The organism is Calditrichota bacterium, assembly GCA_013112635.1.
In the GTDB taxonomy this organism is placed as follows: domain Bacteria; phylum Calditrichota; class Calditrichia; order Calditrichales; family J004; genus JABFGF01.
Map to the genome: position 1 here is coordinate 579285 of JABFGF010000001.1, position 25975 is coordinate 605259.

The 25975-nt window shown below is 36.3% G+C and carries 24 protein-coding genes; all 24 read right to left on the reverse strand.

Features of this window, described 5'->3' with window-relative positions:
• Positions 1 to 2 precede the first annotated feature (2 nt).
• The 24 genes from HND50_02610 to trpE all read right to left on the reverse strand — a co-directional run bounded on the left by HND50_02610 (position 3) and on the right by trpE (position 25923).
• Positions 3 to 563, reverse strand: coding sequence for a hypothetical protein (locus HND50_02610; GenBank protein ID NOG44089.1), 561 nt, complete (start codon positions 561 to 563; stop codon positions 3 to 5).
• Positions 564 to 653: 90 nt separating this feature from the next.
• Positions 654 to 1013, reverse strand: a complete 360-nt coding sequence (locus HND50_02615) for a LapA family protein (GenBank protein ID NOG44090.1) — start codon at positions 1011 to 1013, stop codon at positions 654 to 656.
• 120 nt (positions 1014 to 1133) lie between these two features.
• Positions 1134 to 2105, reverse strand: a complete 972-nt coding sequence (locus HND50_02620; protein ID NOG44091.1) for a response regulator — start codon at positions 2103 to 2105, stop codon at positions 1134 to 1136.
• A 39-nt stretch (positions 2106 to 2144) separates the two neighbouring features.
• Positions 2145 to 3173 (reverse strand): 2-oxoacid:ferredoxin oxidoreductase subunit beta, encoded by a 1029-nt coding sequence (locus HND50_02625; protein ID NOG44092.1) that lies wholly within the window; start codon positions 3171 to 3173, stop codon positions 2145 to 2147.
• Positions 3166 to 5025: a 2-oxoacid:acceptor oxidoreductase subunit alpha gene (locus tag HND50_02630; GenBank protein ID NOG44093.1), complete on the reverse strand. Its 1860-nt coding sequence runs from the start codon at positions 5023 to 5025 to the stop codon at positions 3166 to 3168. Before HND50_02630 ends, HND50_02625 begins: the two co-directional genes overlap by 8 nt.
• Positions 5026 to 5234: 209 nt before the next feature.
• Positions 5235 to 7220 (reverse strand): hypothetical protein, encoded by a 1986-nt coding sequence (locus HND50_02635; GenBank protein NOG44094.1) that lies wholly within the window; start codon positions 7218 to 7220, stop codon positions 5235 to 5237.
• A 35-nt stretch (positions 7221 to 7255) separates the two neighbouring features.
• Positions 7256 to 9664 (reverse strand): T9SS type A sorting domain-containing protein, encoded by a 2409-nt coding sequence (locus HND50_02640; GenBank protein NOG44095.1) that lies wholly within the window; start codon positions 9662 to 9664, stop codon positions 7256 to 7258.
• Positions 9665 to 9673: 9 nt separating this feature from the next.
• Positions 9674 to 11215, reverse strand: coding sequence for a YifB family Mg chelatase-like AAA ATPase (locus tag HND50_02645; protein ID NOG44096.1), 1542 nt, complete (start codon positions 11213 to 11215; stop codon positions 9674 to 9676).
• Positions 11216 to 11237: 22 nt separating this feature from the next.
• Entirely contained in the window at positions 11238 to 11612 is a 375-nt protein-coding gene (locus HND50_02650) for a PIN domain-containing protein (protein NOG44097.1), read from the reverse strand.
• Positions 11609 to 11848: a hypothetical protein gene (locus HND50_02655; GenBank protein NOG44098.1), complete on the reverse strand. Its 240-nt coding sequence runs from the start codon at positions 11846 to 11848 to the stop codon at positions 11609 to 11611. The genes HND50_02650 and HND50_02655 overlap by 4 nt, the downstream gene beginning before the upstream one ends.
• Positions 11849 to 11905: 57 nt before the next feature.
• Positions 11906 to 12466 (reverse strand): DNA-3-methyladenine glycosylase I, encoded by a 561-nt coding sequence (locus HND50_02660; GenBank protein NOG44099.1) that lies wholly within the window; start codon positions 12464 to 12466, stop codon positions 11906 to 11908.
• Between the two features lie 218 nt (positions 12467 to 12684).
• The gene (locus HND50_02665) at positions 12685 to 14802 is read right to left on the reverse strand and encodes a hypothetical protein (protein ID NOG44100.1); all 2118 of its coding nucleotides are present in this window, start codon (positions 14800 to 14802) and stop codon (positions 12685 to 12687) included.
• Between the two features lie 2 nt (positions 14803 to 14804).
• Positions 14805 to 15812, reverse strand: a complete 1008-nt coding sequence (gene tsaD, locus HND50_02670; GenBank protein NOG44101.1) for a tRNA (adenosine(37)-N6)-threonylcarbamoyltransferase complex transferase subunit TsaD — start codon at positions 15810 to 15812, stop codon at positions 14805 to 14807.
• Positions 15809 to 16759, reverse strand: a complete 951-nt coding sequence (locus HND50_02675; GenBank protein NOG44102.1) for a hypothetical protein — start codon at positions 16757 to 16759, stop codon at positions 15809 to 15811. The genes tsaD and HND50_02675 overlap by 4 nt, the downstream gene beginning before the upstream one ends.
• Before the next feature lie 80 nt (positions 16760 to 16839).
• A complete protein-coding gene (locus tag HND50_02680) occupies positions 16840 to 17634 on the reverse strand; it encodes an SAM-dependent chlorinase/fluorinase (protein ID NOG44103.1) in 795 nt (264 codons plus the stop codon).
• Positions 17635 to 17670: 36 nt separating this feature from the next.
• On the reverse strand, positions 17671 to 18477 hold the full coding sequence (gene mutM / locus HND50_02685) for a DNA-formamidopyrimidine glycosylase (GenBank protein ID NOG44104.1): 807 nt from the start codon (positions 18475 to 18477) through the stop codon (positions 17671 to 17673).
• 185 nt (positions 18478 to 18662) lie between these two features.
• Positions 18663 to 19703, reverse strand: a complete 1041-nt coding sequence (locus HND50_02690) for a hypothetical protein (GenBank protein ID NOG44105.1) — start codon at positions 19701 to 19703, stop codon at positions 18663 to 18665.
• 106 nt (positions 19704 to 19809) lie between these two features.
• Entirely contained in the window at positions 19810 to 20661 is an 852-nt protein-coding gene (locus HND50_02695; protein NOG44106.1) for a tetratricopeptide repeat protein, read from the reverse strand.
• A gap of 194 nt (positions 20662 to 20855) precedes the next feature.
• Entirely contained in the window at positions 20856 to 21500 is a 645-nt protein-coding gene (locus HND50_02700) for a hypothetical protein (protein NOG44107.1), read from the reverse strand.
• Between the two features lie 60 nt (positions 21501 to 21560).
• Entirely contained in the window at positions 21561 to 22019 is a 459-nt protein-coding gene (locus HND50_02705) for a DoxX family membrane protein (protein NOG44108.1), read from the reverse strand.
• A gap of 1 nt (position 22020) precedes the next feature.
• A complete protein-coding gene (locus tag HND50_02710; protein ID NOG44109.1) occupies positions 22021 to 22473 on the reverse strand; it encodes a rhodanese-like domain-containing protein in 453 nt (150 codons plus the stop codon).
• Position 22474: 1 nt separating this feature from the next.
• Positions 22475 to 23671 (reverse strand): pyridoxal phosphate-dependent aminotransferase, encoded by a 1197-nt coding sequence (locus HND50_02715; GenBank protein NOG44110.1) that lies wholly within the window; start codon positions 23669 to 23671, stop codon positions 22475 to 22477.
• A 129-nt stretch (positions 23672 to 23800) separates the two neighbouring features.
• Positions 23801 to 24373, reverse strand: coding sequence for an aminodeoxychorismate/anthranilate synthase component II (locus tag HND50_02720; GenBank protein ID NOG44111.1), 573 nt, complete (start codon positions 24371 to 24373; stop codon positions 23801 to 23803).
• Positions 24374 to 24399: 26 nt separating this feature from the next.
• The gene (gene trpE, locus HND50_02725) at positions 24400 to 25923 is read right to left on the reverse strand and encodes an anthranilate synthase component I (protein NOG44112.1); all 1524 of its coding nucleotides are present in this window, start codon (positions 25921 to 25923) and stop codon (positions 24400 to 24402) included.
• Positions 25924 to 25975 lie beyond the last annotated feature (52 nt).

Genomic DNA, 25975 nt, shown 5'->3' on the forward strand with positions numbered 1-25975 from the left:
CCTCACTCTTTAATAATTTTATAATCCAGGTGATATTTTTGCTTTAATTCATCTGCAAGTTTCAATGTTTGTTTAAAATCCTCTTTGCCTAATACCCATACACAAAATAAATCTTTATTGTTCACATGGCGTATTTTTATTTTTGATTTTATTTTCTGGGTATTAAGCATATCACTCATTTGCTTAGCATTTTCTTTTAACCCAAATGCGCCAACCTGAATAAATAGTTTTTCCTCATCTATTATTTCAGAATCATAATTTGCGTTTGAAAAACTTTTCTCTTCAATTAGGTGAGAATTATCAACCAGGTATTTTTCATAATCTGATGCTGTGCTATAATACCCTTTTGCATAATAAAAATCTTTTAACCGCTCACCGCAGTAATATTTCAATTTACCGTTGGAATCCTGAAACAGATCTTTATAGACTTGAAATGCTTTTTCAGCATCTTTTATAAAAATAGTGTCAAAAAATATTTGTTCGGCTTTTGATAAATTTGCTTTAACCTTTTCATACTTTTCTTTTAATTGATTATAATTCTTCTCTTGGTATAATTGATACAATTCTTGATTTGTTTGGGAATAAACATGAAGGGGCAAACATAAAAAAATTACCGGCAATATAATTTTAAATATGGAATTCCACATAACCGGTTACAACTCATTTTTATCTTTATTTAATTCATCTCCACCCTCTTCTTCAATAGGCGGGTTAATTGCTTCCAGAGATTCTTTTTCAGAATTTTGTAAATTTCCCAACTCCGTTTGTAAGGCGTTAATTTGTCTTTTCATTTGAAAATTTTCTTTTTTTGATTTGGCAAACTGAATGAGAAAAAAAATAATTCCAAACACAAACCCTAAAAAAATAGAGCTAAAAATTACTGTAACAAGATTTACTTTTTCAAATTCTGCGAAAAGTAAATTTATATCAACAGTCTGATTGATATTGAGTGTGAAAATCCACAAAATAAAAAAGGCTAAAATAATCCAAAATATAGTAAGGACTAGTCGCATAATCTTTTTCTTTATGAGTTAGTAAATAGAAATTTTAACTTAAATAGATTTGGTTTTATTTACAAACCAATTTTAAATAGTGAATGGGGAGGATTTTAAAAATTATGGTTTAAGTACTATTTATACAGGTTCTAAGAGCTCCATGTCTTCAACAAGCTCAAGGAGCTTTTTGAAAAGATAAGGATCCCATTTCCCCATCGTAGTTTCATCTTCCATAATTCCAAGCGCTTTATCTACAGACATAGAAGGCCTGTAAGAACGGGTTGTGGTTAAAGCATCATAACAATCGACTATGCCCATAATTCTTGCGTGAATTGGGATATCACTGCCTTTTAAACCTGTTGGATAACCGCTACCGTCATATTTCTCATGATGATAAAGAATAACGGGCAAAATTGGTTTCAAGCTTTTTAAAGGAGCACAAATTCGTTCGCCTTCTGCGGGGTGAGTTTTGATAATTTCATATTCTTCATCAGTCAGTGGGCCATTTTTTTGCAGTATGGAATCCTGAATAGCTATTTTTCCGATATCATGCAATATTCCGCCACGCCTAAGTATGGTCATATCTGGTTCAGGAAGATTTATTTTTCGTCCAAGATTGGAACTCATTTTAGAAAGTCGTTCCGAATGACCTTCTGTATATTTATCTTTTGCTTCCACCGTTCGGGCCAGGCTAAAGATTATTTGCTCAGCATGATCAAGTTCACTTATATAAGAGTGTAGCTGTAGAAGATTTCGAACCCTTGCACGTAATTCAAAAATATTAAAAGGTTTGGAAATAAAATCATCCACACCAACCTGATATCCTTTTAGCCTTTCATCCTGACCATCAAGAGCTGTTAACATAATGATAGGAATTAACCTGGTTTTTTCATTTTGCTTTACAATTTTAGCGACTTCATAACCATTTTTTCCTGGCATCATCACATCTAACAAAACAAGATTTGGTTCAACTTCATCAATCTTTTGAAGAGCCTCATCACCATTATATGCTTTATAGATTTTATAATTAAAATCTTCAAGTATTTGTTCAAGAGTTTCTATATTGTCTGGTGTATCATCGACAATAAGAATTTTTGAATTTGGGTTTATTAATGCAGTTTGAGCGAAATCAGTAAACATATAAGGGGCCTATTTTATTTCCCAGGTATTTCCTGAGAATAACAACTTCTTTAAATCGCCTGAACCTTGCTTTTCTTTTACATTATTTACCTGTTTGATCAATAACCCGTCATATGTTTTTTTATCTTCTTCTTTAAAAACACCGATAGGTGCTGGTAATTGTTCATTTTCTGTCAATTCAGCCAAAGCAAATTCGATAGACGTATTTATCTTTTTGGGTTCATGAATAATTTGACTATCAGATTCAATGTATTTTTCCACATGAAACTGGCCATTTTCAAACGCAAGGACTTTGTCACTTTCGCTTCCAAAGATATACGGTTTCCCATCTTCCATATTAATTACATGATCTTTTTTGGTTTTCGAATCTGTTAGCTGACCAAAAGTACCATCATTAAAAATATTACAGTTTTGATAGATTTCCACAAACGATGTGCCGGTATGTTCAGACGCCCGCTTAATAATATCTGCTAAATGTTTGGGTTCTCTATCAATACTGCGTGCTACAAAAGTTGCGCCTGCTGCGAGAGCCACTTTAACAGGGTTAAAAGGGTTTTCCAAGGAGCCATAAGGTGAAGATTTTGTAATTTTACCACGTTCACTCGTTGGAGAATACTGCCCTTTTGTTAATCCATAAATTCTATTATTAAACAAGAGAACAGTCACATCAAGATTGCGGCGGAATAAATGAATCAGATGATTGCCACCAATTGAGAGTCCGTCACCATCACCGGTAACTATAAAAACTTTTAAATCAGAATTTGCCAGCTTAATTCCCGATGCAATAGCCGGCGCGCGTCCATGAATACCATGAATCCCAAAGGAATCAATATAATATGGAAAGCGACTGGAACAGCCAATACCCGAAACAAAAACGATGTTTTCTTTTGGAATTCCTAACTCTGGCAAAACTTTTTGCGTTTGTGCAAGAATGGAATAGTCACCACAACCCGGGCACCAACGAACTTCCTGATCGGATGTAAAATCCTTTTTTGTCAGTTTAGAAACATTTTGATTTGCTACTACATTCTCAGGCATTATTTGAACCTTTCATAATCTCATCTATTGCATCTATAACTTCATTTGTACTAAATGGTAAACCTTTTACCTGATTAATAGGTTTTGCATCAACAAGATATTCTGAACGAATAACCCTGATTAGTTGGCCCATGTTTAATTCAGGAATAATCACATGTTTAAAATTATGGATAAACTTAGCCAGATTTTGTGGTAGTGGATTTATCCAACGCAAATGATACCATGAAATCGAATCACCATTTTTACGCATCTCATCAACAACATTTCGCATGGTGCCGTATGTACTGCCCCAGGTAATTATTAAAAGATCGCCCTGTTCCTGTCCATCCATTTGAGGATCTTCAACAAAATCTCTAATCTTGTTTACTTTTTCTTCTCGTAAACGCACCATTTTGTCATGATTGTCCGGATCGTAAGACACATTACCGCTGATGTCTTCTTTTTCCAACCCACCAAGCCTGTGTTCATGCCCTTTTGTTCCCGGAATTGAAAGATGACGGGAAAGTGTTTCCGGGTCACGCAAATAAGGTTGATATTCTTTATTCGGATCAGCATATCTTACTTTAATCTCATCAATTTTATCCGGATCTGGAATAAGCCAGGGCTCTGCCCCATTGGCGATATAGCCATCCGAAAGCAGAAAAACCGGTGTTGAAAATTGTACAGAGATTTTTGCTGCTTCATATGCTGCATCAAAACAATCTGCAGGACTTTGTGCGGCTACTACAGGGATTGGCGCTTCACCGTTACGGCCATAGAGCGCCTGAAACAAATCGGCCTGTTCAGTTTTTGTAGGTAAACCGGTACTGGGTCCACCTCGTTGAATATTTATAGCTACAAGTGGCAATTCCATCATAACCGCATAACCCAGGAACTCGCCTTTTAAGGCAATTCCAGGACCGCTCGATGCTGTTACCCCCAAAGCTCCGGCATACGATGCGCCAATGGCTGCTCCAACTCCGGCAATCTCATCTTCAGCCTGAAAAGTTTTTACATCATAATTACGGTATTTTGCCATATAATGTAGAATATCACTGGCCGGTGTGATTGGATATCCTCCCATGAACAATTCCAAACTTGCCTTTTTTGCAGCTGTAATCAGGCCAAGCACTATTGCTTCATTTCCTGTTATATTTCTGTAAATCCCCGGATCAACTTTTGCCTGTTCAATATGATATGAGGTAGTGAATATCTCTGTCGATAATGCATACGAATAGCCTGCATTTAAAGCTTGAGAGTTGGCTTCAATAATATCCGGTTTATTTTTAAATTTGGCTTTTATCCATTCAAGGGTTGTATCCATCGGGCGGGTAAACATCCAGTAAGCAACTCCCAAAGCAAAAAAGTTTTTACAGCGATCCTTTTCTTTAGAAGTCAATGGAGAGTCAATCAGCGATTCGCGCGTTAAAGTAGTAATTGGGACATCAAAAACCTGATAACCGTCAAGACTTCTATCTTCCAACGGGTTTTCATCATAACCGGCTAATTTTAAATTACGGGTTGTGAAAGAGTCTTTATTGACAATAATAATGCCATTTTCTTTCAAGGTTGAAAGGCTAACTTTTAAGGCTGCCGGATTCATCGCGATTAAAACATCGCTGTCATCGCCTGGTGTATGAACATTGTCACTACTAAACTGAATTTGAAAACCTGAAACTCCAAAAAGTGTCCCGGCCGGTGCTCTTATCTCAGCAGGATAGTCAGGAAATGTTGAAAGATCATTTCCAAATACAGCTGTTGTGCTGGTAAACTGGCTTCCTGTAAGTTGAATCCCATCGCCGGAATCGCCGGCAAAACGGATGGTAATTCGTTTTTTTAGTTTCTGATTCTTTTCCTGGGTGTCTACACTCATTTACTATTTGCCTTTCTTTGTTGCTTAAATAATCAACCCATCTTCAAAATTGAAGGGCTGAATCTAAATATCTTGTTCCTGTAAATCAAATAGATGTTATGGGTTTCTTAGCTTATTGTAAGATTTGTTAACTATGCGGAAAACTAAAATTGGGAGAGAAAGATTCCTTAAAAATAATTAAAAGCCACAATTGGATTAGATAGTATTGATTATTGAGTGTTCTGCAATTGAGCTTTTACCAAATCAGCCCAGATTTTATATCCTGTATCATTCATGTGCAGCATGTCTTTGATAAAAATGTCATCACGGATTTCGCCTGTCTCGGTTAGCATGCCAGCTGCTGTATCGATGTAAAAAACATTTTGTCTGGTATCGCAAAACTCTTTGATTAGGGCATTTGCTTCCTGCATTTGTGGCCAAACTTTTTTACGGGCGATACTTGGTTTTATCGAGATAAAATAAACCGGTGTATTTTTTAATTTCTGATTTACCTGCCTGCAGAATTCTTTGAAATGAACCAAAACTTCAACCGGCGGCTTACCCGATGCAATATCGTTGTCCCCTTCATAAAAAACGATTGCTTTTGGTTTATATGGTTCAACAATACGGTCAAAGAAATGAATTGCATGTTCAGCTTCTGATCCACCAAATCCGCGATTGATTGTTTTAATCGGTGCCATATCATTTTGTAATGATTTCCACATGCGAATGCTGGAACTACCTACAAATAAAACAGCATCTTTTGGTGGAGGATTAGTTTTATCCTGCTGCTCAAATTTTTTGATAGCTGTCTCAAAGGGATAATCTGATGTTTTCGTAAAGCCAAGAAGGGACAAACCTTTTTTAACAACCGGATCTTTCATCATATATTTCCAGACAAATCCGTTGCGCCAGTTTTCAATCATTAAAACTATTGGCCCTTGATCAATTCCCAAATAATCTGATGCAAACCAGCCTGCAGTAGGATTAAAGGCATCCTTGAACCCATATTTCCTCCATAAACCTTTAGAGCCATATTTTTGATACATGTTTTGGATTGTCGGGATTACAAGATTTGGGTTGTAAATGATTGACGAAGCCGCTGCGGTTGGAGCAATTGTTCCGTCATCAAATTCGATATGATTAGGGCCGTTTGCTCCACGGGCTGAATAAGACCGGAACTCATTTGTGTCCGTATTAAATTTATTTCCTGGCCCATCGCAGGCTGTTAAACCCCAGGTCAAAGAATCGTAGCCAACCCAGCCTAATGGATTTTCTGTTGCGTATAAGTTTTGGCTTAGGACTGCACGTTGTCCGTTTTCAAAATAATTAATGCCTTTATTTTGCATGTAATTGTCTGATTGATATCGGTAATCTATGAACATGGGAGAGTATTGATGCCCAAATAAAGGTGGGAAATTTACATGAGCCAAACCGGTGTAGGGTTCTTGCCATTTATAATGACTAAGCCACTGTTGCCAAGCCTTTTCAATACCTGAATAACCGCTTCCTGCTGCAAGAATGTACAAAATCATTGCTTCATTATAACCTACCCAGCTACTTTGTATAAATCCTTGTTCCGGGTGCCAACCAAATGAGACAGAATTTGCAAACCACTTTTCATCGGGCATAGTTGTCCAGTCCCAATCAATGCGTTGAGTGAGAGAATCACCTAAAGCGCGAATTTCTTTTTCATCAGGATTAGTCCCATCATAAAACTGCATTGCAAAGCGGATTCCCGCTAAAAGAAGTGCGGTGTCTATTGTAGATAACTCACATTTCCAAACGCGTTCACCATTTTTCATATCCAAAAAATGATAGTAAAATCCTTTATATCCGGTGGCCAATGGATCAGTACTTTGAAGTGAAGTCCAGAAAAATCTTAAACTGTTCAAGGTTAATTGTCGTGCATACTCGCGCGTAATCCATCCACGATCTACACCAATTGCCCAAATTGGGTAAGCAAATCCTACCGCTGCAATACTTGCCGGAGAGTCTTTTGTAGAGCGATCTTTTACAAGGCCGTTTTCAGGATTTATTTCATTTATAAAATATAGGAAGCTGCGATACTGGAGTGTATCAATTAATTCTGCAGGACGTTCAACTAAATCAGGATTAAAGTATCGATTTTCAATTTTTTCAAATCCGGGACTACATGAAATTATTAAAGAAAGACTAATTAGAAGTAGCATGGAAAATAGGATTTTAATTTTCATTTTACTTTGACCTGATTAATGTTCTTGAAATATTGTTAACGAATTAATATCATTTTTTCTGTTTTCTGATATATCAATCCTGGATTATGGCCGGACACTTTAAGGCGATAATAATAAACCCCGCTGGCAAAGTTTTCAGCATTGATTGTAACTTTGTACTTTCCTGCAATCTGAAATGTATTTACGGGATTACTGACTTTTTTTCCCAAACCATCAAACAATTCCAGAGAAACAAATCCTGCTGAGGCCAATTGATATTCAATTTGAGTAACAGGATTAAAAGGATTTGGAAAGTTTTGCTTTAATTCAAAATTTGAAACTGACTTTCCTTTTTCACTTTCAAGATTGGTTACAACCCAATTCAAAGAATCAAGCATTGGTGCAATTTCCGGACTGGACATAAATGTATTCCATAAAAGCCCTGTGCGTGCATTTTCAATCATCAAAATAATTGGCCCCTGGTCTATGGCCAAATAGCTGTCTGCAAACCAATCTTGATCACGATTAAAAGCATCTTTAAAACCAAACTCTGCCCACAACCTGTCACCATATTCAAAATAGAAATGCCTTAGGGTTGCCAGTGATTCATCCGGAATATAAGGCATTGCACTTAAAGCAGCTGTTGGTGTTATAGTACCATTATCGTTTGTTGGGCTGTGGGCATTATATCCCCAAGGATTGTCACTTGCTGTCAGCCCCCACTCAAGAAAGCTATAACCTGTATGTCCACCGGAATTAACAAAACAGTAAGAACGGTTTATTAGCGAAGTATTTTTATTATTTTGAAAATAATTACAATACTTATCGGCTTTATCCCGCGGGTCAAATCCCAAAAAAGAATAATGAGTAAAAAACAGAGGTCCACCTTTATCTGGACCGACCCACTGCTTATGACCATAAAAAGTTTTACCGTTTGTATAATTTTGCCCGGCCCAGCCTAAATCATACAGCTCTTTTGGAACGGGATGAGTTGGTGAAGCGATGGCTAAAAGATAAACAATCATGGTTTCGTTAAACCCACGGATTGAGTGATTCAATTGCCAACCATAATTTGGCGACCAATGCCAGTAAAGTACATTTTCTGCAGGATCTTTTCTAAACCAATCCCATTCCACATCTTCCCAGAGCTCATTTGAAATTGCGCGGATTTCATCTTCAATTGCGTTATTTTGATCAAAGTATTGGCGGACCGTAAGTACTCCCTGAATAAAAAATGCGGTTTCAACAAGGTCAGCGCCATTGTCATATTGACTAAATGGGATTGTTTGACCTGTTTGACCGTTTATCCAGTGCGCCCAGGCTCCGTGATATCGAACAGCTTTATTTTTCATAAAAGACAGAATTTTTAGAACACGGGTTGCCGCAGAGTCACGAGGGACAAATCCACGCTCAACACCAACCGCCATGGCCATAAGACCAAAACCAGATCCACCACTTGTACATGTATTACCAGATCCTTTTCGTTCCCTCGCTAATCCGCTTACAGGATGTCCATAATCATAAAAATAACGAAATGTAGCTTCCTGAACAGAGGTAAGAAGCTCATCATTTGTCATAGAAAATGGAGTTGCGGACAAAGTATCGGAAGGCAAAGTTTCCATACTATTTTGATCAATCCCGGTTATATAATAGAAAAACTCCTGATCATTTATGCCTGTAAAGTCGCTATAAATATTGTAGGTGTATGATGATGAATTAATTTTTGAGAAAGCATCATCCTTGTTTGATGACCGGTAGACATTATAAGCAATGAAACTTTGACTCTCTTGCCATTTAATATCAGTCCTGCTGTCATGTGCATCAAGATGTGTAATTAAAGGCGGGTCAAACGGTGATACTCCGGAAACACCCTTTTTTAAGATTTTGACTTCATCAATCCAAACAATGTGTTCTGTTTCATTGTTATTTTTTTGAACATGAAAAACTGTTTTTATGTTTGAGAAATCCGCACTTCCAGTAGGGAAATCGGATATCGGTATACTTACTTTCTGCCATGTTTCTGTTGAAGAGTCAACAGTATTTAGATAACTGCCAAGCCAAACTTTTCCGCTTTTTTGATTGGACAAATCTTCAATAAGCAAATCAGGTAATGCCGATTGTTGTACTTCCGATGGTGCATTTATCCAATAAACCAGAGAATCAAAGCCATTAAAATTAATCCCCGGCCAGCCTTGCTTGGCGAATGCAATTCCCCAATCTCCACCCGAAGATGATTTCCATTTTAAGCGCAAACTATGGGAGCCCTGAAAACTATAAGCCGCTTCCACCGGAAACTTAGTATTATCTGCGCCTTTTAACTCCAGCGTACTTGGACTATTTGCAAATCCCCACGATGCATCATAATACGTATCACCTTCAGGACTGTCACTAAAGATAACCAGCTCGTCTTGTGCATAAAGTGAAAAACACAAGATAAATATGATTGCAAATATTTGTTTTTTCATTTTTCCAACTTAACTCCAAATGTCCCGGTCTAAGCTTCTGTATTGAATAGCTTCACTTATATGTTCCGGTAAAATGGATTCGGTTAATGCCAAGTCTGAAATTGTTCTGGAAACCTTTAGAATTCGATCATAAGCGCGGGCAGAAAGTCCCAACCTGTTTATTGCTGTTTTTAGCAGCTCCTGGCCGGGATCATCAATTTTACAAAATTTACGGATTTCTGCAGACTGCATATCAGCATTGCTAAACAAATCTTTTTCATTTTTGAACCGGCTTTGCTGAACTTCCCTGGCCTGCTGTACGCGCTCCCGAATATTTATCGAAGGTTCGCCTTTGCGATCTGAAGAGAGCTCTTTAAATTTAACTGCAGGAACCTCAATATGGATATCGATCCTGTCTAACAACGGCCCGGAGACTTTTGCAAGATAGCGTTGAATTTGCGGAGGCGGACAGGTGCAGCTTCTGGTCGGATCGCCATAATACCCGCATGGACACGGATTCATAGCGGCGGCTAAAAGGAAATTTGCCGGATAAGTTAAAGAAAGTGCGGCCCTAGAAATCGTGACGTGACCATCTTCCATTGGTTGGCGCATTACTTCCAGAACATTCTTTTTAAATTCAGGTAATTCATCCAAAAACAAAACTCCATGATGCGAAAGGCTTACTTCCCCTGGTTTAGGGAATTTGCCGCCACCGACCAAAGCAGCATCGGAAATTGTGTGGTGTGGTGAACGAAACGGCCGTGTTGAAACCAGTCCATGATTGTTTTTTAACAATCCGGAAATAGAATGGATTTTTGTTGTCTGGATTGCTTCTTCTAAAGAGAGAGGCGGTAAAATTGTGGCAAACCGTTTTGCCAGCATCGTCTTCCCCGATCCAGGAGGGCCAACCATGATAATATTATGACCACCGGCCGCTGCAACTTCTAGAGCTCTTTTTACATGCTCCTGCCCTTTTACATCTGCGAAATCAAATTTGGAATTCTGCCCTTCTCGAAACAGCTCATGAACATCTGTTTTATACGGATCAATTTTCAATTGACCATTTAGAAAATTTACAACATCCGTTAAATGGCCGGCCGGGATAACATCAAGGTCCGGACTACCCATTGAGGCTTCACGGGCATTTTCTTCCGGAAGGATAATCCCTTTGTAGCCAAGTTTCTTTGCCGCAATGGCAATAGACAAGCTGCCATGCACCGGACGGATTGTGCCATCCAACGCCAGTTCACCAAGAATTATATATTCATTTAATTTATCCGGAGAAACTGTTTCCTGGGTTGTCATAATGCCTACAGCAATAGGCAAATCGTAGGAAGAACCTTCTTTTTTGATATCGGCCGGGGCGAGATTTATAGTGATTCGTTTTTGATAGACAAATTTATAGCCTGAATTTTTTATGGCCGAAATTACACGTTCGCGGCTTTCCTTAACAGCTATATCGGGCAGGCCTACAATTGTAAAAAATGGGACGTTTCCCTCGGAGTGCGTTTCAACTTCAATTTTATGGGCGTCTATGCCCATTAGAGCAGCAGTATAAACTTTGGAGATCATAAGTTCTTTATCGTAGTCTTGTTTAGAGCGTGTAGGGTATAAATACAAAAGCATGTTTTTCAGGTCTAAAGTCTTTTGTATTTCTCGTTACTAAACTTATTTTGTTAAGCTCAGCAAATGCTGCCTGAAAAGCATCTGGTAATTTCCATCGAAATTTTTTTCTTAATTCAGCCGCTTTGTCAGCAATCTTTTCATCGATGGAATAACATTGAAAAGTGTTTAAAAATAAACGAGTTGATTTTAAATCTATTTGATCAATTCCGGCTAATATCTCTGCTCGAGAAATCACAGAAATAACAGACCGTTCTGAATTTTTTAACAACCAATCAGTCGCTTCTTTAATTCCATTTAAATGGTCGATTAATATAACAGAATCAATTAAATAAACAGATTTCAAGTTCTATCCCAATCTTTTCTTATAGAATTTGAATATTCAAGCCCATCAATATTTTTTACTTTCCAAATGCCAGCTGTCCTTTTTATTATCTCATTTGTATCTAAAGATTTTCTGTCATCTATATATTCAGTAATTGCATCCCTGATTGTTTTTGCTATTGGTTGATTAACATTATGGGAATACTGCTCAAGCCATTTCTTCATTTCATCAGGAAGAGAAAGTAATAATCTTGTCATTATTTCGTCCTTTCTTTTAGCACCAATATATCACATAAGTGATATATAGTCAATCCATCAAACTTCTTTATATCTAAAACAATCTGTGGTATGGTCATTAACCATTCCAGTGGCCTGCATGTGCGCATAAACGACTGTGGAGCCAACAAACTTAAAACCTCGCTTTTTCAAATCTGCACTTAGCTTATCAGAAAGTTCGGTCTTTGCCGGAATATCGCTTAGTGTTTTAAATGAATTCACAAGCGGTTTATGATTTACAAATCCCCAGATGTATTTATCAAAACTGCCAAACTCTTCCGCTACTTTTAAAAAGGCCTGTGCATTGGAAATAGCAGCTTTAATTTTTAGCTTGTTGCGAATAATGCCTGCATCCTGTAATAACCGTGCTTCATCTTTTTCAGTGAAGGCGGCGACTTTTTTTACATCGAAATTTAAAAAGGCTTTTCTGAAATTATCACGTTTATATAAAACAGTTTTCCAGCTAAGGCCGGCCTGGAAAGTTTCTAAAATAAGAAACTCAAACAGAAGCTGGTCATCATGAACCGGAACACCCCACTCCTTGTCGTGATATTCGCAATAAAGCTCATCATTCTCAGGAACCCAATCGCAGCGTTTCATAAATTTCTCCAAATAATTTCAATTTCTTTATTTCAAACAGGGGATTCTTCTCTCCACTTCGTTTCGATCAGAATGACAGTTTTTAATAATTCAATAAACAAAATATAAATATCAAGTAAATTACAATAGCAAAAATTCAAATTTGCAAAACAAACTATTTGGTTATTTGATTTTAAATTTTAGAATTTATCTGTTCTTTAAGATTTGTATTTTGGCATTTAAACTAGATTGTTCTTTTTCCTGATTGCCCATTCCAAAACAATGGCACCAATTATAAAATACAACAGCCAGGCTTTTGTTCGTAAATCAACCTCATTTTCATGAAGAATATTGTTATAGCTTAACTCCAGATGATTTGTGAGCTCTTTTGCATCGCGGCCTTTGAGGAAAACACCACCACTTCCATCCGCAATTTGTTTTAAAAAAGTTGTGTCTAAATCGGTTTGAATAAACTCACGATCATATGGAATTACTTCAACTATTTTTGTTGATGTGCCCGTTTTTTTATCACCAACAAAAGCAGAAGCACTAAACACATAGCGCCCTTCTTCTGCCGGAATAAAACGAGCTTTAAAAGTACCACTGCTATCACCTTCCATCTGAATTGTAAATTTTTGTTTTTTCGAAGAAGCGTTTATTTCCATCCGTCCATTTTTAAGAAGTTCATTTTGAGCAGAATAAATAAATCCTTCAAATTGAATTTCTTCGCCGGGATATGATGTGTTTTTGTTTGTTGCTAAAACCACGGATTTAAATTTGGTTTTATTTGCGCTCCAGCGAACAAGATTTAAAATAAAATTTTTATATCCATCTTTATATTTGTCATCATCCCTTAATGAAAAATGCCAATTCCAAATTCCTTGCACGTTTAGCAATGCACTTTTATAATTTTTGTTTTCGAAAACTACAAGCCCATTCTCTTTTTGTCCTTTTCCTTCAACCGTAAGTAAAACTTGAGAATTATTTTTGGTCTGGATAGCAAAACGTGTTTGCAGCGGTGGTAAATTTTCCCAAAACCCTAAATTCAAGTCAGGGTTGTCAAATAAGTTAATTATTGAATGCTGATTAACTCCTTCTGAAATCGTTATATTTTCTGTAATAACCCTGTTTCTTAAAAGTATATTTTTAATAGGCAAATACTCAATAAAAGTATTTAACTTTCCTGGATTTGTATTTCTGCCACTCAGAACAATCAGGCCTTGTTTGTTTATTTGGATAGATTGTTTTATTTGTTCCAGCTCTAAGTTCCGTGTTTGTGCAGAAGGATAATCCTGAAAAATAAGAACATCAAGACTATCAATCGGGAACTTTGACACCTTTTGATTTTTTATTGTTATAAAAGAATGGACAGCAATATTTTCTGATTGGTTTAATGCAAATTTGAGGAATTTATGTTCATAGTTAGGCGCTGAAGAAAAAATCCCTATCTGGATTTTATTTTTAACAACCCTTTGAGTAAAGGTAAAAGAATTATTTTCAGGATTAGCGTCTGGCTTACTTGACAGCGCTTGCACACGGAGTTTTTGCAATCCAACTTTCCCGGGTGTGTATGTCAATGTCAACTCTTGTTCAGCTCCGCTTTCGGTTAATTCTATATTTTTTTTAATTAACAAACCTTCGCGGTTAAATAAACTAATCTCTACAGGATTTTTGTCATTTGTGTTTTTGCTTGACAAACGCAAAGTAATTTCCTGCTCCTTTTCATGGTAAACGACTGGTTTATATTCAACATTTGTGATTGAAATATCCGGTTCTTTTAATGTATTGCCAATCCCGATTGTAAAAATCTGTGTATCATTTTTAATATTCGGCAAGGAACCATCCGTGCGTATTCCATCGCTGACAATAATGGCCTGATCAATTTTGTTTTTTGAGATAAAGCTATTCAGGAAGGAAAAATTTGTAAGTCCGCTAGGAGCTGGCAAAGTATCCGTTTGGATTTCAAACACATCCCGGTTAAAAAAATACGTTTTTAGATTTAAATTTTTAGCTGCTGAAATATCTTTGATTGTTGAAACGACTATCTGCGTGCTATCAGGTCTGTTTTTAGTGTCATTCTTTAAACCCATAGATGCAGAGTGATCCACAAACAATGCTGTAACCTTGGGCTTGGATTCAAAAAAACGGTAAAATATTTGAGGGTTAAACAGAAGAAGAATAACGGCGAATATCACCGCGGTTCTCATTACGGCTAACAGGATACGGATAATTTTACTATTATCAGGATTTGTTTTTCGGTATAGCAAATAAGCCAATCCGACAGAGGCGGCAAGAATAAGAAGGATAAAAATAAAAGGTATGCTAAACTGTATAACTTCAGGGAATAAATCTGTCATTATTATTCAATCGATGTCAATTTTAAGGATGGATAGGCATTTAATCCCTGGTCTGATTGTTTGTTCTTTTTTAAGTATTCAAGTGCTGTTCTGCCTATCATTGCGGCGTTATCGGTACAATATTCAAATTTAGGCTGATAATAAATTAATCCTGCTTTTCCAGCTTCCTCACCAAGCATTCTGCGTAAGAGCAAGTTTGCCGCTACACCGCCTGCTACACCAATGGATTTTGCATTATATTTCTTTGCAGCACGAATTGCTTTTGCTACCAAAACATCAATCGCCGCAAAACGAAAAGCCGCACAAATAGACGCCATGTTTTCTTTTACAAAAGATTCTGAGTTTTTATTTTTATATGTTAAAACTGCTGTCTTTAAACCACTGAAACTGAAATCAAAATGATCTTCTTTATAAAACGCCTTTGGAAAACGAACAAACTCCTGATCGCCTTTTTCTGCAAGTGAGTCAATTATTGGACCACCCGGATATCCAAGACCCAGAATTTTTGCAGTTTTGTCAAATGCTTCGCCCACGGCATCGTCGCGTGTTGTTCCCAAAATTTCATATTTTAAGTGGTCCTTCATCAGAACCAGCATAGTATGTCCACCAGAAACTATTAAAAAAAGGATCGGAAATTTAATATTTTCCTGTGTAAGTAAATTTCCATAAATGTGACCTTCCATATGGTTTATGCCAATAAAAGGTTTATTTAAAGAAAGAGCCAGTCCTTTAACAAAATTCAATCCTACAAGTAAAGCTCCAACCAAACCGGGACCTTTAGTAACAGCCAATCCGTCTATATCATCCAAATTGGTGGCCGCGCTGCTTAAGGCCTGTTTTATGACCGGTACAACCAATTGCAAATGCGCGCGTGATGCCAATTCCGGGACAACACCGCCAAACTGAGAATGAACTATTTGCGAGGAAATGATATTGGATAGCACATTATTTTCTTCAATAACCGCTGCAGATGTTTCATCACATGAGGTTTCAACTGCTAAAATTTTCAAAGTGTTTCTTCTTTCCGGACCAATTTAATATTAAAATATTGAGGACTAACTTCTACCCATGTTACATCTTCTGGTGTTTTAACCTGCATCAAATAATTCAATTTCCCACTTTGATAATCCGAGGCATAATCAAATAAAACATCTATTTCATCAATCTCCAAACTTGAGACACGCGTCTCTCCGCCTTTTACACGCACAGAAATGGTAGTTGGTGTTGCTTCAGCTGTTAAATTGGTCGGGACATTCAATATCTGGATGGGAATATTATAGACCGTTCGTTCTACAAGCTGCTCAATATTAAAATTAACTTTGATGATTTTAGGTTCAATTGTAACGATCTCATTTCTTGGGCTTATTAATTCCGTGGTTGTCTCAAACGGGAAACGCACATCATAATTTTTGATGATTTTTGTTTCAACATAATGCATTTTTTCAACAATAGATTTTGGTCCGGATACAAAAACGGAATCAAAATCGGAAAAATAGTTTACAAGCAAATAGCCAGGAACCGCCTTAATATCATTCGTAATTTTTACAGGAACATAGCGTTCTTCATATGTATCAACCTCTAATGAAATCTTTTTGGGTGAAACTACATCCAGAATTTCAACACCCAGGTCACGTGGAAATTGAAATTGGTTTTTATAGTCATTTAAACTTAAAACCTGGCTCGAGGTTATTTCCGGAAATTCAATGCCAATTTGCTGATCTACAAAATTTAGGGCAAACAAAGCACGCCCGGTTCCTTTTACTTTTAGACGAACAGTTTGTGGTGGTTTTTTTGTCAGGACAAGGTTTTCACCAAGCGTTTCTATAGAAAGCGGAACTTTTATAACATGTGTATACTCTTTATCGCTGGCAATTGTAAACCACAGCAGCAACGCCAGAAACACAGATCCGGAAAGTGATCGGTAATTAGCTTTTATGTAGGATAAATACTTGTCCATATTCATTTTATCTTAAAATAAAAAAATCTGCAAATCCGCAAATATCAACATTAAACTTGTCTTGAATTAATCTTCATAATTTATCTGATTTTTATTTGAACGGAATCTTTGGTTTTATCAAAATTTAAAATTTTTGCAGCATTGGCATTTACAGCGGCAATTTCCAGAAAATCCATACTGTTCCATAGCACCATTAATTCGCCATCACTTTTTTCGGCATAGAATGAATTTAAAGTATTGGTTGAAAAATCCTTTACTTTAACTTGATCTATGGCATATTTATTCATTCGTTCCATATCTCTGCGGGAAAACCCGGTGACAATATTTCCAAAACGATCAATATTAACAGCCTCAAGTTTTAAAACTCCGTTCTCCTCTTTTGAATAAAAAACGCGCGGCACTTCTGTCCGCTCATCAAGACGCTTTCCAAGTTTTTCGCATGGATTACCTTGCAAGAGTTTTCCCGTGGCCGGCGCAAAAATGTCCCGTGCATGGAATGTAGCACTCGGTGTGCCGGAACTAATTTTTTTCACATCCAGTTCATAGGCTGTGTAAGCCTCTCTACTAAAAATGAACTGAAAAACACCATTATCAGGTCCCACAAAATAATGTTGCGCTGTTCGCAACAGCAAAGGCCTGCGCACACTTCCAACACCAGGATCAATCACCACAAAATGAATAGTGTCTTTTGGGAAATATGAATAATATGTATGCAGTGTAAAAGCAGCTCCACGTACATCAAAAGGATCAATATCATGACTGATGTCAATTATATCCGCTGCTGGATAGTAACTTTTAATAACACCTTTCAAGCTGCCAATATAGCCATCATGTGTTCCAAAATCAGTTAGTAAAGTAACTATTTTGTTATTCATAACCAGCTCTCAGTTAAGTTTTTAAGGTTTAAATTTCTATTTTTTTTGACAACTCGGGCAATAGTGTGTTCCGCGCCCGGCAAATTTAATTTTTTCAATATCTGTGCCACAATATTTGCAGGGTAATCCTGTTCTTCCATAAACAAAAAAATAGTTTTGATTTGTCCCTTCATTTCCAGATGGATCCCGATAGTCTGAAATAGAGCTACCCATATTATCTATCGAACTTTGTAAAACTGATCGCATATTTTTATAAAGGTTCGCTGCATTTTTATTTGATATTTTATTTGCAGGAATTGACGGATGAACTTTTGATAAAAATAGAGCCTCGTCGGTATAAATATTGCCCATCCCGGATACATATTTTTGTGCCATTAAAAAGGCTTTAATACTCATGGAGCTTTTATTAAGTAATCCACAAAAATAAGCCTGAGTTACCCTTTTATCTAAAGCATCCACGCCAACATGAGCTATTTTATTTTCTACATTTTCAACATGTGTTATTCGTCCAAATTTTCTAACATCCTTAAAAAGCAGTGCACTTCTGTCTTTGAGGGAAATAACAACACGTATATAGTCTTTCAAATCTGCATTGGCAATATCATCAATATAAAGTACTTGACCTGTCATCCGTAAATGAATTATCAAATAAGTCTTTGATAAATTTACTATTAAATATTTTCCACGCCTGCCAATTGATTTGATTGTTTGCCCTGATAAATCTACATCTGTTTCATTCTGGAAAGAGCGTCCCCACAAAGCTTCTATCTCATCAATTTGTTTATTGAGAACAAATCCGCGGAGTTCACGCGCAACAGTTTCTACTTCAGGGAGCTCAGGCATAAAATAAAATCAGGTTTAATATAAAAATAGTCGTTTAATTGATGGTCAACAAGTTAAAAAAAAGGTGTTTAAAACAAAACAGATAATTCTTCTCAAAATGATAATTAAAAATTAATTTTAAAATTTAGTAAATAAAAAAAGCCGCCCCTAAATAGGAACGGCTTTCCGTTTTTAAATATTACCATTTATTTTGTTTTAAATAAAAATTGCCACATTACCTGAAAACCCATGTCATCCAGATCACTACCTTCATTTGTTGGTAACACAATTGCTGCAACAACTCTATTATTGCTCGTGTTATCAAATTTATTATAAGCAGCGCCAACAGTAATTAGTGAAAGACCATCGTCATCAAAATCTGTGTTCGGATCATAATTTTCAAAACGTCCAAGTAATTCAAAATTATTTGATAAACTATAACCGCCAAACAAATAGTAACCCATCATATTTTTATCATCCGCTCCGGCAACGCCATTTGTTGTATGGCTGATAAGTTCGGCTTTAATCCGCAATGGCCCGGGACTATAATATCCATAAACGGAATAAGAAGAATAATCTCTACCGATATCTTCATTTCCAATACCATAGTGCCCTCCAACTTCAAGCCCCTTGATACTTTCAGGTTTATGAATAATCATTGCGTCCACAGCGCTTGGTAATGAATCTCCTTTTTTTCTGGTTTTATCCTGATCGCTATAGAAATCGCCAGCCCGATTTGTATTATTTGTTGAGCCGTCACCATTGTGAACCCAGAGCCTGCCTGTAAAGGACGATACATTCCCTTCAACTTGGAAACCATAATCACGATAATCCGAGCCAACAGTCATTGCACCCCACTTTCGCGCAGAAATCGGTCGTTCGATAATATCAATCTTTGTGTGTGATGTTAATCCTCCTGAACGGACACCTGCACCTATAAAACGTCCTGCCCGGACATTGAAAGCATCATTAAAATAGTACTCAATCCTGGCATCCAGCAAAGAACCAGATGTTAATTCTGACTGAACAAAAAGTTTAACTTCATCATACTGCGCATAATAACGAAAACGTACTCTTCTTAAGCCAAATGCTGCATTATTAGTATCCGGCCCAATTTGTGAAAAACTGGCCCAGGTTTGAACTGTCCCGCCAAACTGATGGGTAAGCTGAGGTTGTTCACCTGCATTCACATTTGCAAATATGAACAGACTGGAAATTAGAAAAATAGCAATGTATCTTAATTTCATTTTGATCTTCCTTTTATTAAAGTATTTATGATGTATATGTTTTTTAATACTTTTATTTCAATCTTGAAACAGCGATATATTTTATTTAATAATTATACTCGGCACATTATTTATAACTTAATCCATAATTAATAAACCGGAAACTTCTGTACTTTTCACCTTGCTTTAGCACCTCTTGCGCCCTGTCAAAATCGTTTTCCTGTTTATAAATATTTGAGAGTGTTTCGTAGGCTTCAAAAACAATTGTGTTGTTTGCAATACTAAGTTCAAGCTGATTTTTGGCATCTTTGAAATTATTTAAATGGTAATAATACAATCCACGAATAAAGTGTATTTCTGCTGCCTTAAGTTCATTCTTCAAATCAATTGTAGCCAGCCTGTATGCATTTTCAAGTTCATTTTCCTGTATAAGTGCCCTCACATAAAACAATCCTTCATTGCGGTTTAAAGGGCCATTCTGCCTGGCAAGAACCATAGAAGATATAACATCCTCAAACAACTCTTGCTCAAATTTTATTTTTGCAAACAAAACATAATAAAACCGTTCCGCAAGCTTAGATTGTTTTTCACAGTGCATGATATATTCTTTTAGAATATTCATTGCTAAATTTAATTCGGTTAACTGGAGGTTGCATTCAGCCAGATTTAGCAAAATTGATATTTGCTGTGGCTCTTGAACAAAAGCTTTTTTGTAGTTACGAATGGCGTGATCATATTCCTGTAATCGAAAATAGTTTTTTGCACTTTTTAAAAATACTTCTGGATAAAATGAGCGCAATGATTTTGCTTTGTCATAATCTACTATAGCTGCTTTAAGCTTTCCCTGTTTGGTTTGTATATCACCTTTCAACTCATAATATCCAGCGATTCTGCCATTTGCTTTAATAGCCTGATTTATATAATCCAGTGCATCTTCATAGTTAACAGCATGATATTGCTCAACAGCTCGCGAGAACATTTTAAACGCAATATTCTTATCGTAATTTATATTTTGTTTTGGTTGACAAAATTGAAAAATAAAGAAAAGAATTAGGATTATTGGAAGCGATGGCTTATGCATAAAAATTTTGCTTATATCTTCATATTATTGAAACATAAACTACAAACAAAATTCAATATATTCTTATAAATTTTTGGCGGGATTTACTATTTTTATTGAGATTCTTCGTTTTCTCTTTTTTTAAGAATCATAGTAAGTTTTTCATAATATGACACATGAGACTCTTCTTCAGTAAAACTCTCATGGCGTTTTATACATTTTTTAATGTTTTCGTCCAGAATTTTTAAGAAATCAAATGAGCCTTCTTCGCTCCACTTTTTAATTTTAGTAATAAAAAGCTCATTATTTTCAGGAGAATAGATTTTACTCATAATTCTGGCAGCAACAGTTTGCATCAGTAAATCATCCGTGTCCTTATATTTTTCGATATATGGAATTATAAGGTTGGGGTTTTGTTTTGCAATGTTCTCTAATGATTGAAATGAAAACTGTCTCAGATTAGAATCATCATCGTTTAACAATACTTCCAGTGCCCTTTCCCATCCTTGAACAGGGCCAAATGCACCAATCATCTCCGCAAATATGCTTTTATCCTGAATAGCTTTGTGAAAATCTTTGCTGAAATAATTGTCGATTGCTTTTGGGATTTTTACATAAAGTTCCGGTGTAATCTCCTCGGGTGAATCCAGCTCAAAATGTTTACATAAGCGTATCAGCAAATTTGATGCGGATTGAACTTTACCAACATTTGGCTTTGTTGTTAAATAAAAATCGTGAAGCTTTTGTAGGTTTGACATTTATCTTCCCTGACTATTATTTCTAATTATCCATTTTCAATTTCAGGAATAAGGTAGTTTTTATGGTTTTAAATGAATGTTATCTACAGCAAGAAATTGCCGTTCAGTGAAATTTAATTTCAATAAAAGTACAATTAAGAGTGTATTTTCCAGAATTTTCCCCCAACTAACCTTATCGATACCGGCTATGGATGCGCCACATCCACAATCTATATCAAGGCCTCTAAACAAGGCTATTAAAACATTTAGAGAGAATAAAGCCAGCAAAGACGATGCGATTAATGCACTGCTTCGAGTATAAAATCCCGCAATTATCAACACACCACAAAATAATTCAATCCACGGTAAAAATATTGCCGGCAGTGTACTTAACCCGGCAGGGATTATATCATAAGCCCGAATTGCCTGTGCAAAATCAGCCACATGCATTATTTTTTCCTGGGCAGCATATATTAAAAATGCGCCTAAAAACAATCTTAAAAATAGATTTACATATTTGCTTTTTACGAATTCTTTCATGCTAATTTTCAACTACCTCAACTGGATATTTTGCTTTCTTCCACTCAACGATCCCGTCTTCAAATAATGCAACTTGTGTGTATCCTAATTTTTCTAAATCTTTTGCGAGACGGCGTGCCTGATTGCATCTTTTGCTGTAACAATAAACAATAATATTTTGATTGTGCTCTATCCCACGCATTAAATTTTCTTTTTCACTGGAGTTGTAAGGAACGTTAACCGCGCCTTTGATATGATCCCTTTTATACTGAGATTTTGGACGTGCGTCTATAAACAACCCTTCGTTAGCATCAAAAATATTTTTTGTTTCATAAAGGGAAAGAATCGAATTATTCTTTACAATCTGCGGTTTATAAATATAACTTACGCCGCTTACGGAAACTGAATTAAAAATTGCAGCACTGGCAAGGGAGATCAGTAAGATAAATATGATTTCTTTAAGTTTTAAATGCATATTAATTTGTCCTGATTTTTTCCAATGCATCTTTAATTTGGCTTAAGCCCTGCTCCAGTTGCTCCATGCTGGCAGCATAAGAAATTCTTATGTAATCTTCGGCTTCAAAACCTAGGCCCGGCACAACAGCTACATGGGCATTTTGCAATAAATACATTGTTAAATCTGTGGAGTTCCTAATTTCACTTCCATCCGGGGCGATGCCATAAAATGATTTAATTTCCGGGAATACATAAAAGGCACCCTCAGGTTTTGTAAATGAAAGACCTTTAATAGTCTTTAAATAATCCGTAACAAAATTTCTGCGTTCTTCAAAAGCGTCGCGCATCCTGTCAACAATATCCTGATCACCATCAAATGCAGCCAAAGCAGCGTGTTGCGAAATAGTAGCCACGTTAGAAGTGCTGTGTCCCTGGATTGTATTGCAGGCATTAATCACTTCTTTTGGCCCGGCTGCAAATCCCAGGCGCCAGCCTGTCATTGCGTATGCTTTGGAAGCCCCTTGAAATAAAACCAGCTTATTATTCAAATATTCCCTGTAAGTAGCAAGGCTGACAAAATCAAAATTATCAAAAACCAACTTGCCATAAATTTCATCACTAAATACAAAAATCCCACTTTCACGTAAAGTTTGGACAAGTTTTTCTAATTCACTTTTACTGTAAACCATACCGGTTGGATTACTCGGATTACTAAAAAGTATAGCTTTTGTTTTTGGTGTGATTGCCTTTTTCAATTGTTCGGGTGTAATCTTAAAATCCATTGACACATCTGTTTTCAATTTTACAGGAACACCACCGGCAATATGGATAAGTTCCATATAAGTTGGCCAGCATGGCGTAGGAACAATTACCTCATCATCATGATTTATCATGGCCAGGATAATGTTAAAAATTGCCTGTTTAGCTCCGTTCGTTACAATTATTTCATCTGCAGAAAATTCAACATCGAAATCTTTTTTCAAACGTTTTGAAATGGATTCCCGGAGAATTTTTATGCCGCGAGTAAGTGTATAATGAGTTTTGTTATCATCAATAGCTTGTTTTGCAGCATCTTTTACAAACTCAGGTGTGTTAAAATCCGGCTCGCCCACTCCAAGATTAATTATATCAATTCCTTCGGATTTCAGGCGAATAGTTTCCGCTGCAATTTTCATTGTGGCAGATTCTGTAACTCTTGTCATTCTTTCAGATAACATGAAATTTTCCTTTATTTCCATTAATCCAATCAAAATTAAATAGCAGTACTAATTTAATAACTCAAGAACTTACAGCAAACTAAAATATGGGATTTTTTATCTGGTAAGCAGTGATTTATGCCGCTTAATCTATAAAGAGTAAAAAGAGAAGAAATTTTCAAAGAGTTGTTTCCCGGCTTCTGTAAGTATCGATTCCGGATGAAACTGAACTCCTTCAATGGGATACTCTTTGTGGCGAAGAGCCATTACAATCCCATCTTTGGTTTCAGCAGAAATTTCAAGCGACTCTGGAATAGAATTTCTTTGAACAATAAGCGAATGATAACGTGTGGCCGTAAACGGATTTATAAGTCCATTGAAAATTGTATTATTATCATGAAAAATGTCAGAGGTTTTGCCGTGCATTAGCTGCGGGGCTCTAATAACGTTTGCTCCAAAAACATCACCTATAGCCTGATGCCCCAAACAAACACCAAAAATAGGAAGTTTTCCTTTAAACTCATTTATAGCCTGCATTGTAATTCCTGCATTTTTAGGAATTCCCGGCCCAGGTGATATGATCAAACTTTTATATTTTCCTTTTTCAATTTCCTTTACAGAAATTTTATCATTGCGTATGACCTCAAACTCACGATTGAGCTGGCCGAGTATTTGAGCAATATTGTAAGTGAAAGAATCGTAGTTGTCTAAAAGTAAGATCATATTAATTAAGAATTATTATGTTATAATTATTTATTTTTTTTAGTACTCCACTCAACAGCGGTTTTCAAAGCTTGTGATTTGTTCATTGTCTCTTCATATTCTTTTTCAGGAATAGAATCTGCTACAATGCCTGCACCAGCCTGGATGGTTAAGCGGTTTTTATTTAGTACAATTGTCCGGATTGCAATACACCAATCCATATTTCCGCCAAAGTCAAAGTAACCAACAGCTCCACCATAAACCGCACGTTCAGTTGGTTCAAGTTCATCAATAATTTCCATGGCTCTAATCTTTGGTGCTCCGGACAAAGTACCTGCAGGAAAAGCGGCATATAAAGCTTCAATAGCGTTATTTTTTTTATCCAATATGCCACAAACATCAGATACGATATGCATAACATGCGAATACCGTTCAACTTTCATCATCCTTAAAACATGGACAGAACCAAAAGTGCACACTTTACCAAGATCATTACGCCCCAGATCAACAAGCATTAAGTGCTCCGACAATTCTTTTTTATCCTGCAAAAGTTCTTTTTCAAAAGCATCATCTTCATCAGAAGTTTTGCCTCGTGGCCTGGTTCCTGCTATGGGACGAGTATAAACCTGATCTTCATCAATCCGAACCAATAATTCCGGTGAAGAACCAATGATTTTAAGATCATCAAAATCTATATAGTATAAATATGGTGATGGATTAATTATGCGCAATACACGGTACAAATCAAATGGTGAATCATTAAATTTTGTTTCAAACCGCTGGGAAAGAACTACCTGGAAAATGTCTCCGGCCCTAATAAGTTCCTTTGCTGCTTCAACATTCTTTTCAAATGTTTTTTTATCAAGATTTGATTCCCAGTTGACAGGAGTTTTTTGAGGAGTAAATGTGTCCGAGCTTTTATGAAAAGATATTTCGGTTATTTTATTAAGTTTGTTTTTAGCTTTTTTAAAAACGGATTCTACTGAATCAGTTTTTGAGATAAATGGCGCGTAGACATACATCAATGTTTTGCGCACATTGTCAAAAATGATCAAATTATTATAAAAACCAAGAACACCTGTGGGAATATCCTGATCTTTTTGAACATCAAATGGTACATTCTCAACCAACCGAATTGAATCATAACCCAGATAGCCAACAGCACCAGAAATAAGCCTTGGAGCGTTATCAGGCTGGATAATTGAAACCGCTGATAGAAGCTCATTCAGCGCTTCTAAAGGATGTTTTGATTTTACCTTAGATTTGATCCAGGAAAATTGCGCATCTTTAATAATTATTTCAAATTGATTCCCGTTAATTTTAAAAAGCAGAAACGGGTTAAACCCGATAAAACTATAACGGCCATTTTGGGTTTCGCCTTCTGCGCTTTCAAAAATGAAAGGATTTTTAAAAGATTTGTTTTCACTAATAGCTGAAAAAACTGAAACCGGCGTATCCATGTCGGCAAGGTGTTCTTCGATAACAGGAACCAGCGTACCCGTTTTACCTGTTTTATCAGGGTTTGAGCTTACATGACTTTTAAAATTTTCGAGGGTTGTTGAGTTAAGCATTAGATTAAATTAAAAATTTAATAAATATTCGTAATTGTACACATAAATTTAT

Bases quoted from the DNA above. Each gene is read 5' to 3' on its own strand.
- HND50_02615 (NOG44090.1), bottom strand. From the start codon at position 1,013: ATGCGACTAGTCCTTACTATATTTTGGATTATTTTAGCCTTTTTTATT.
- HND50_02625 (NOG44092.1), bottom strand. From the start codon at position 3,173: ATGCCTGAGAATGTAGTAGCAAATCAAAATGTTTCTAAACTGACAAAA.
- HND50_02630 (NOG44093.1), bottom strand. From the start codon at position 5,025: ATGAGTGTAGACACCCAGGAAAAGAATCAGAAACTAAAAAAACGAATT.
- HND50_02635 (NOG44094.1), bottom strand. From the start codon at position 7,220: ATGAAAATTAAAATCCTATTTTCCATGCTACTTCTAATTAGTCTTTCT.
- HND50_02640 (NOG44095.1), bottom strand. From the start codon at position 9,664: ATGAAAAAACAAATATTTGCAATCATATTTATCTTGTGTTTTTCACTT.
- HND50_02645 (NOG44096.1), bottom strand. From the start codon at position 11,215: ATGATCTCCAAAGTTTATACTGCTGCTCTAATGGGCATAGACGCCCAT.
- HND50_02655 (NOG44098.1), bottom strand. From the start codon at position 11,848: ATGACAAGATTATTACTTTCTCTTCCTGATGAAATGAAGAAATGGCTT.
- HND50_02660 (NOG44099.1), bottom strand. From the start codon at position 12,466: ATGAAACGCTGCGATTGGGTTCCTGAGAATGATGAGCTTTATTGCGAA.
- HND50_02665 (NOG44100.1), bottom strand. From the start codon at position 14,802: ATGACAGATTTATTCCCTGAAGTTATACAGTTTAGCATACCTTTTATT.
- HND50_02675 (NOG44102.1), bottom strand. From the start codon at position 16,759: ATGGACAAGTATTTATCCTACATAAAAGCTAATTACCGATCACTTTCC.
- HND50_02680 (NOG44103.1), bottom strand. From the start codon at position 17,634: ATGAATAACAAAATAGTTACTTTACTAACTGATTTTGGAACACATGAT.
- mutM (NOG44104.1), bottom strand. From the start codon at position 18,477: ATGCCTGAGCTCCCTGAAGTAGAAACTGTTGCGCGTGAACTCCGCGGA.
- HND50_02690 (NOG44105.1), bottom strand. From the start codon at position 19,703: ATGAAATTAAGATACATTGCTATTTTTCTAATTTCCAGTCTGTTCATA.
- HND50_02695 (NOG44106.1), bottom strand. From the start codon at position 20,661: ATGTTCTCGCGAGCTGTTGAGCAATATCATGCTGTTAACTATGAAGAT.
- HND50_02700 (NOG44107.1), bottom strand. From the start codon at position 21,500: ATGTCAAACCTACAAAAGCTTCACGATTTTTATTTAACAACAAAGCCA.
- HND50_02705 (NOG44108.1), bottom strand. From the start codon at position 22,019: ATGAAAGAATTCGTAAAAAGCAAATATGTAAATCTATTTTTAAGATTG.
- HND50_02710 (NOG44109.1), bottom strand. From the start codon at position 22,473: ATGCATTTAAAACTTAAAGAAATCATATTTATCTTACTGATCTCCCTT.
- HND50_02715 (NOG44110.1), bottom strand. From the start codon at position 23,671: ATGTTATCTGAAAGAATGACAAGAGTTACAGAATCTGCCACAATGAAA.
- HND50_02720 (NOG44111.1), bottom strand. From the start codon at position 24,373: ATGATCTTACTTTTAGACAACTACGATTCTTTCACTTACAATATTGCT.
- trpE (NOG44112.1), bottom strand. From the start codon at position 25,923: ATGCTTAACTCAACAACCCTCGAAAATTTTAAAAGTCATGTAAGCTCA.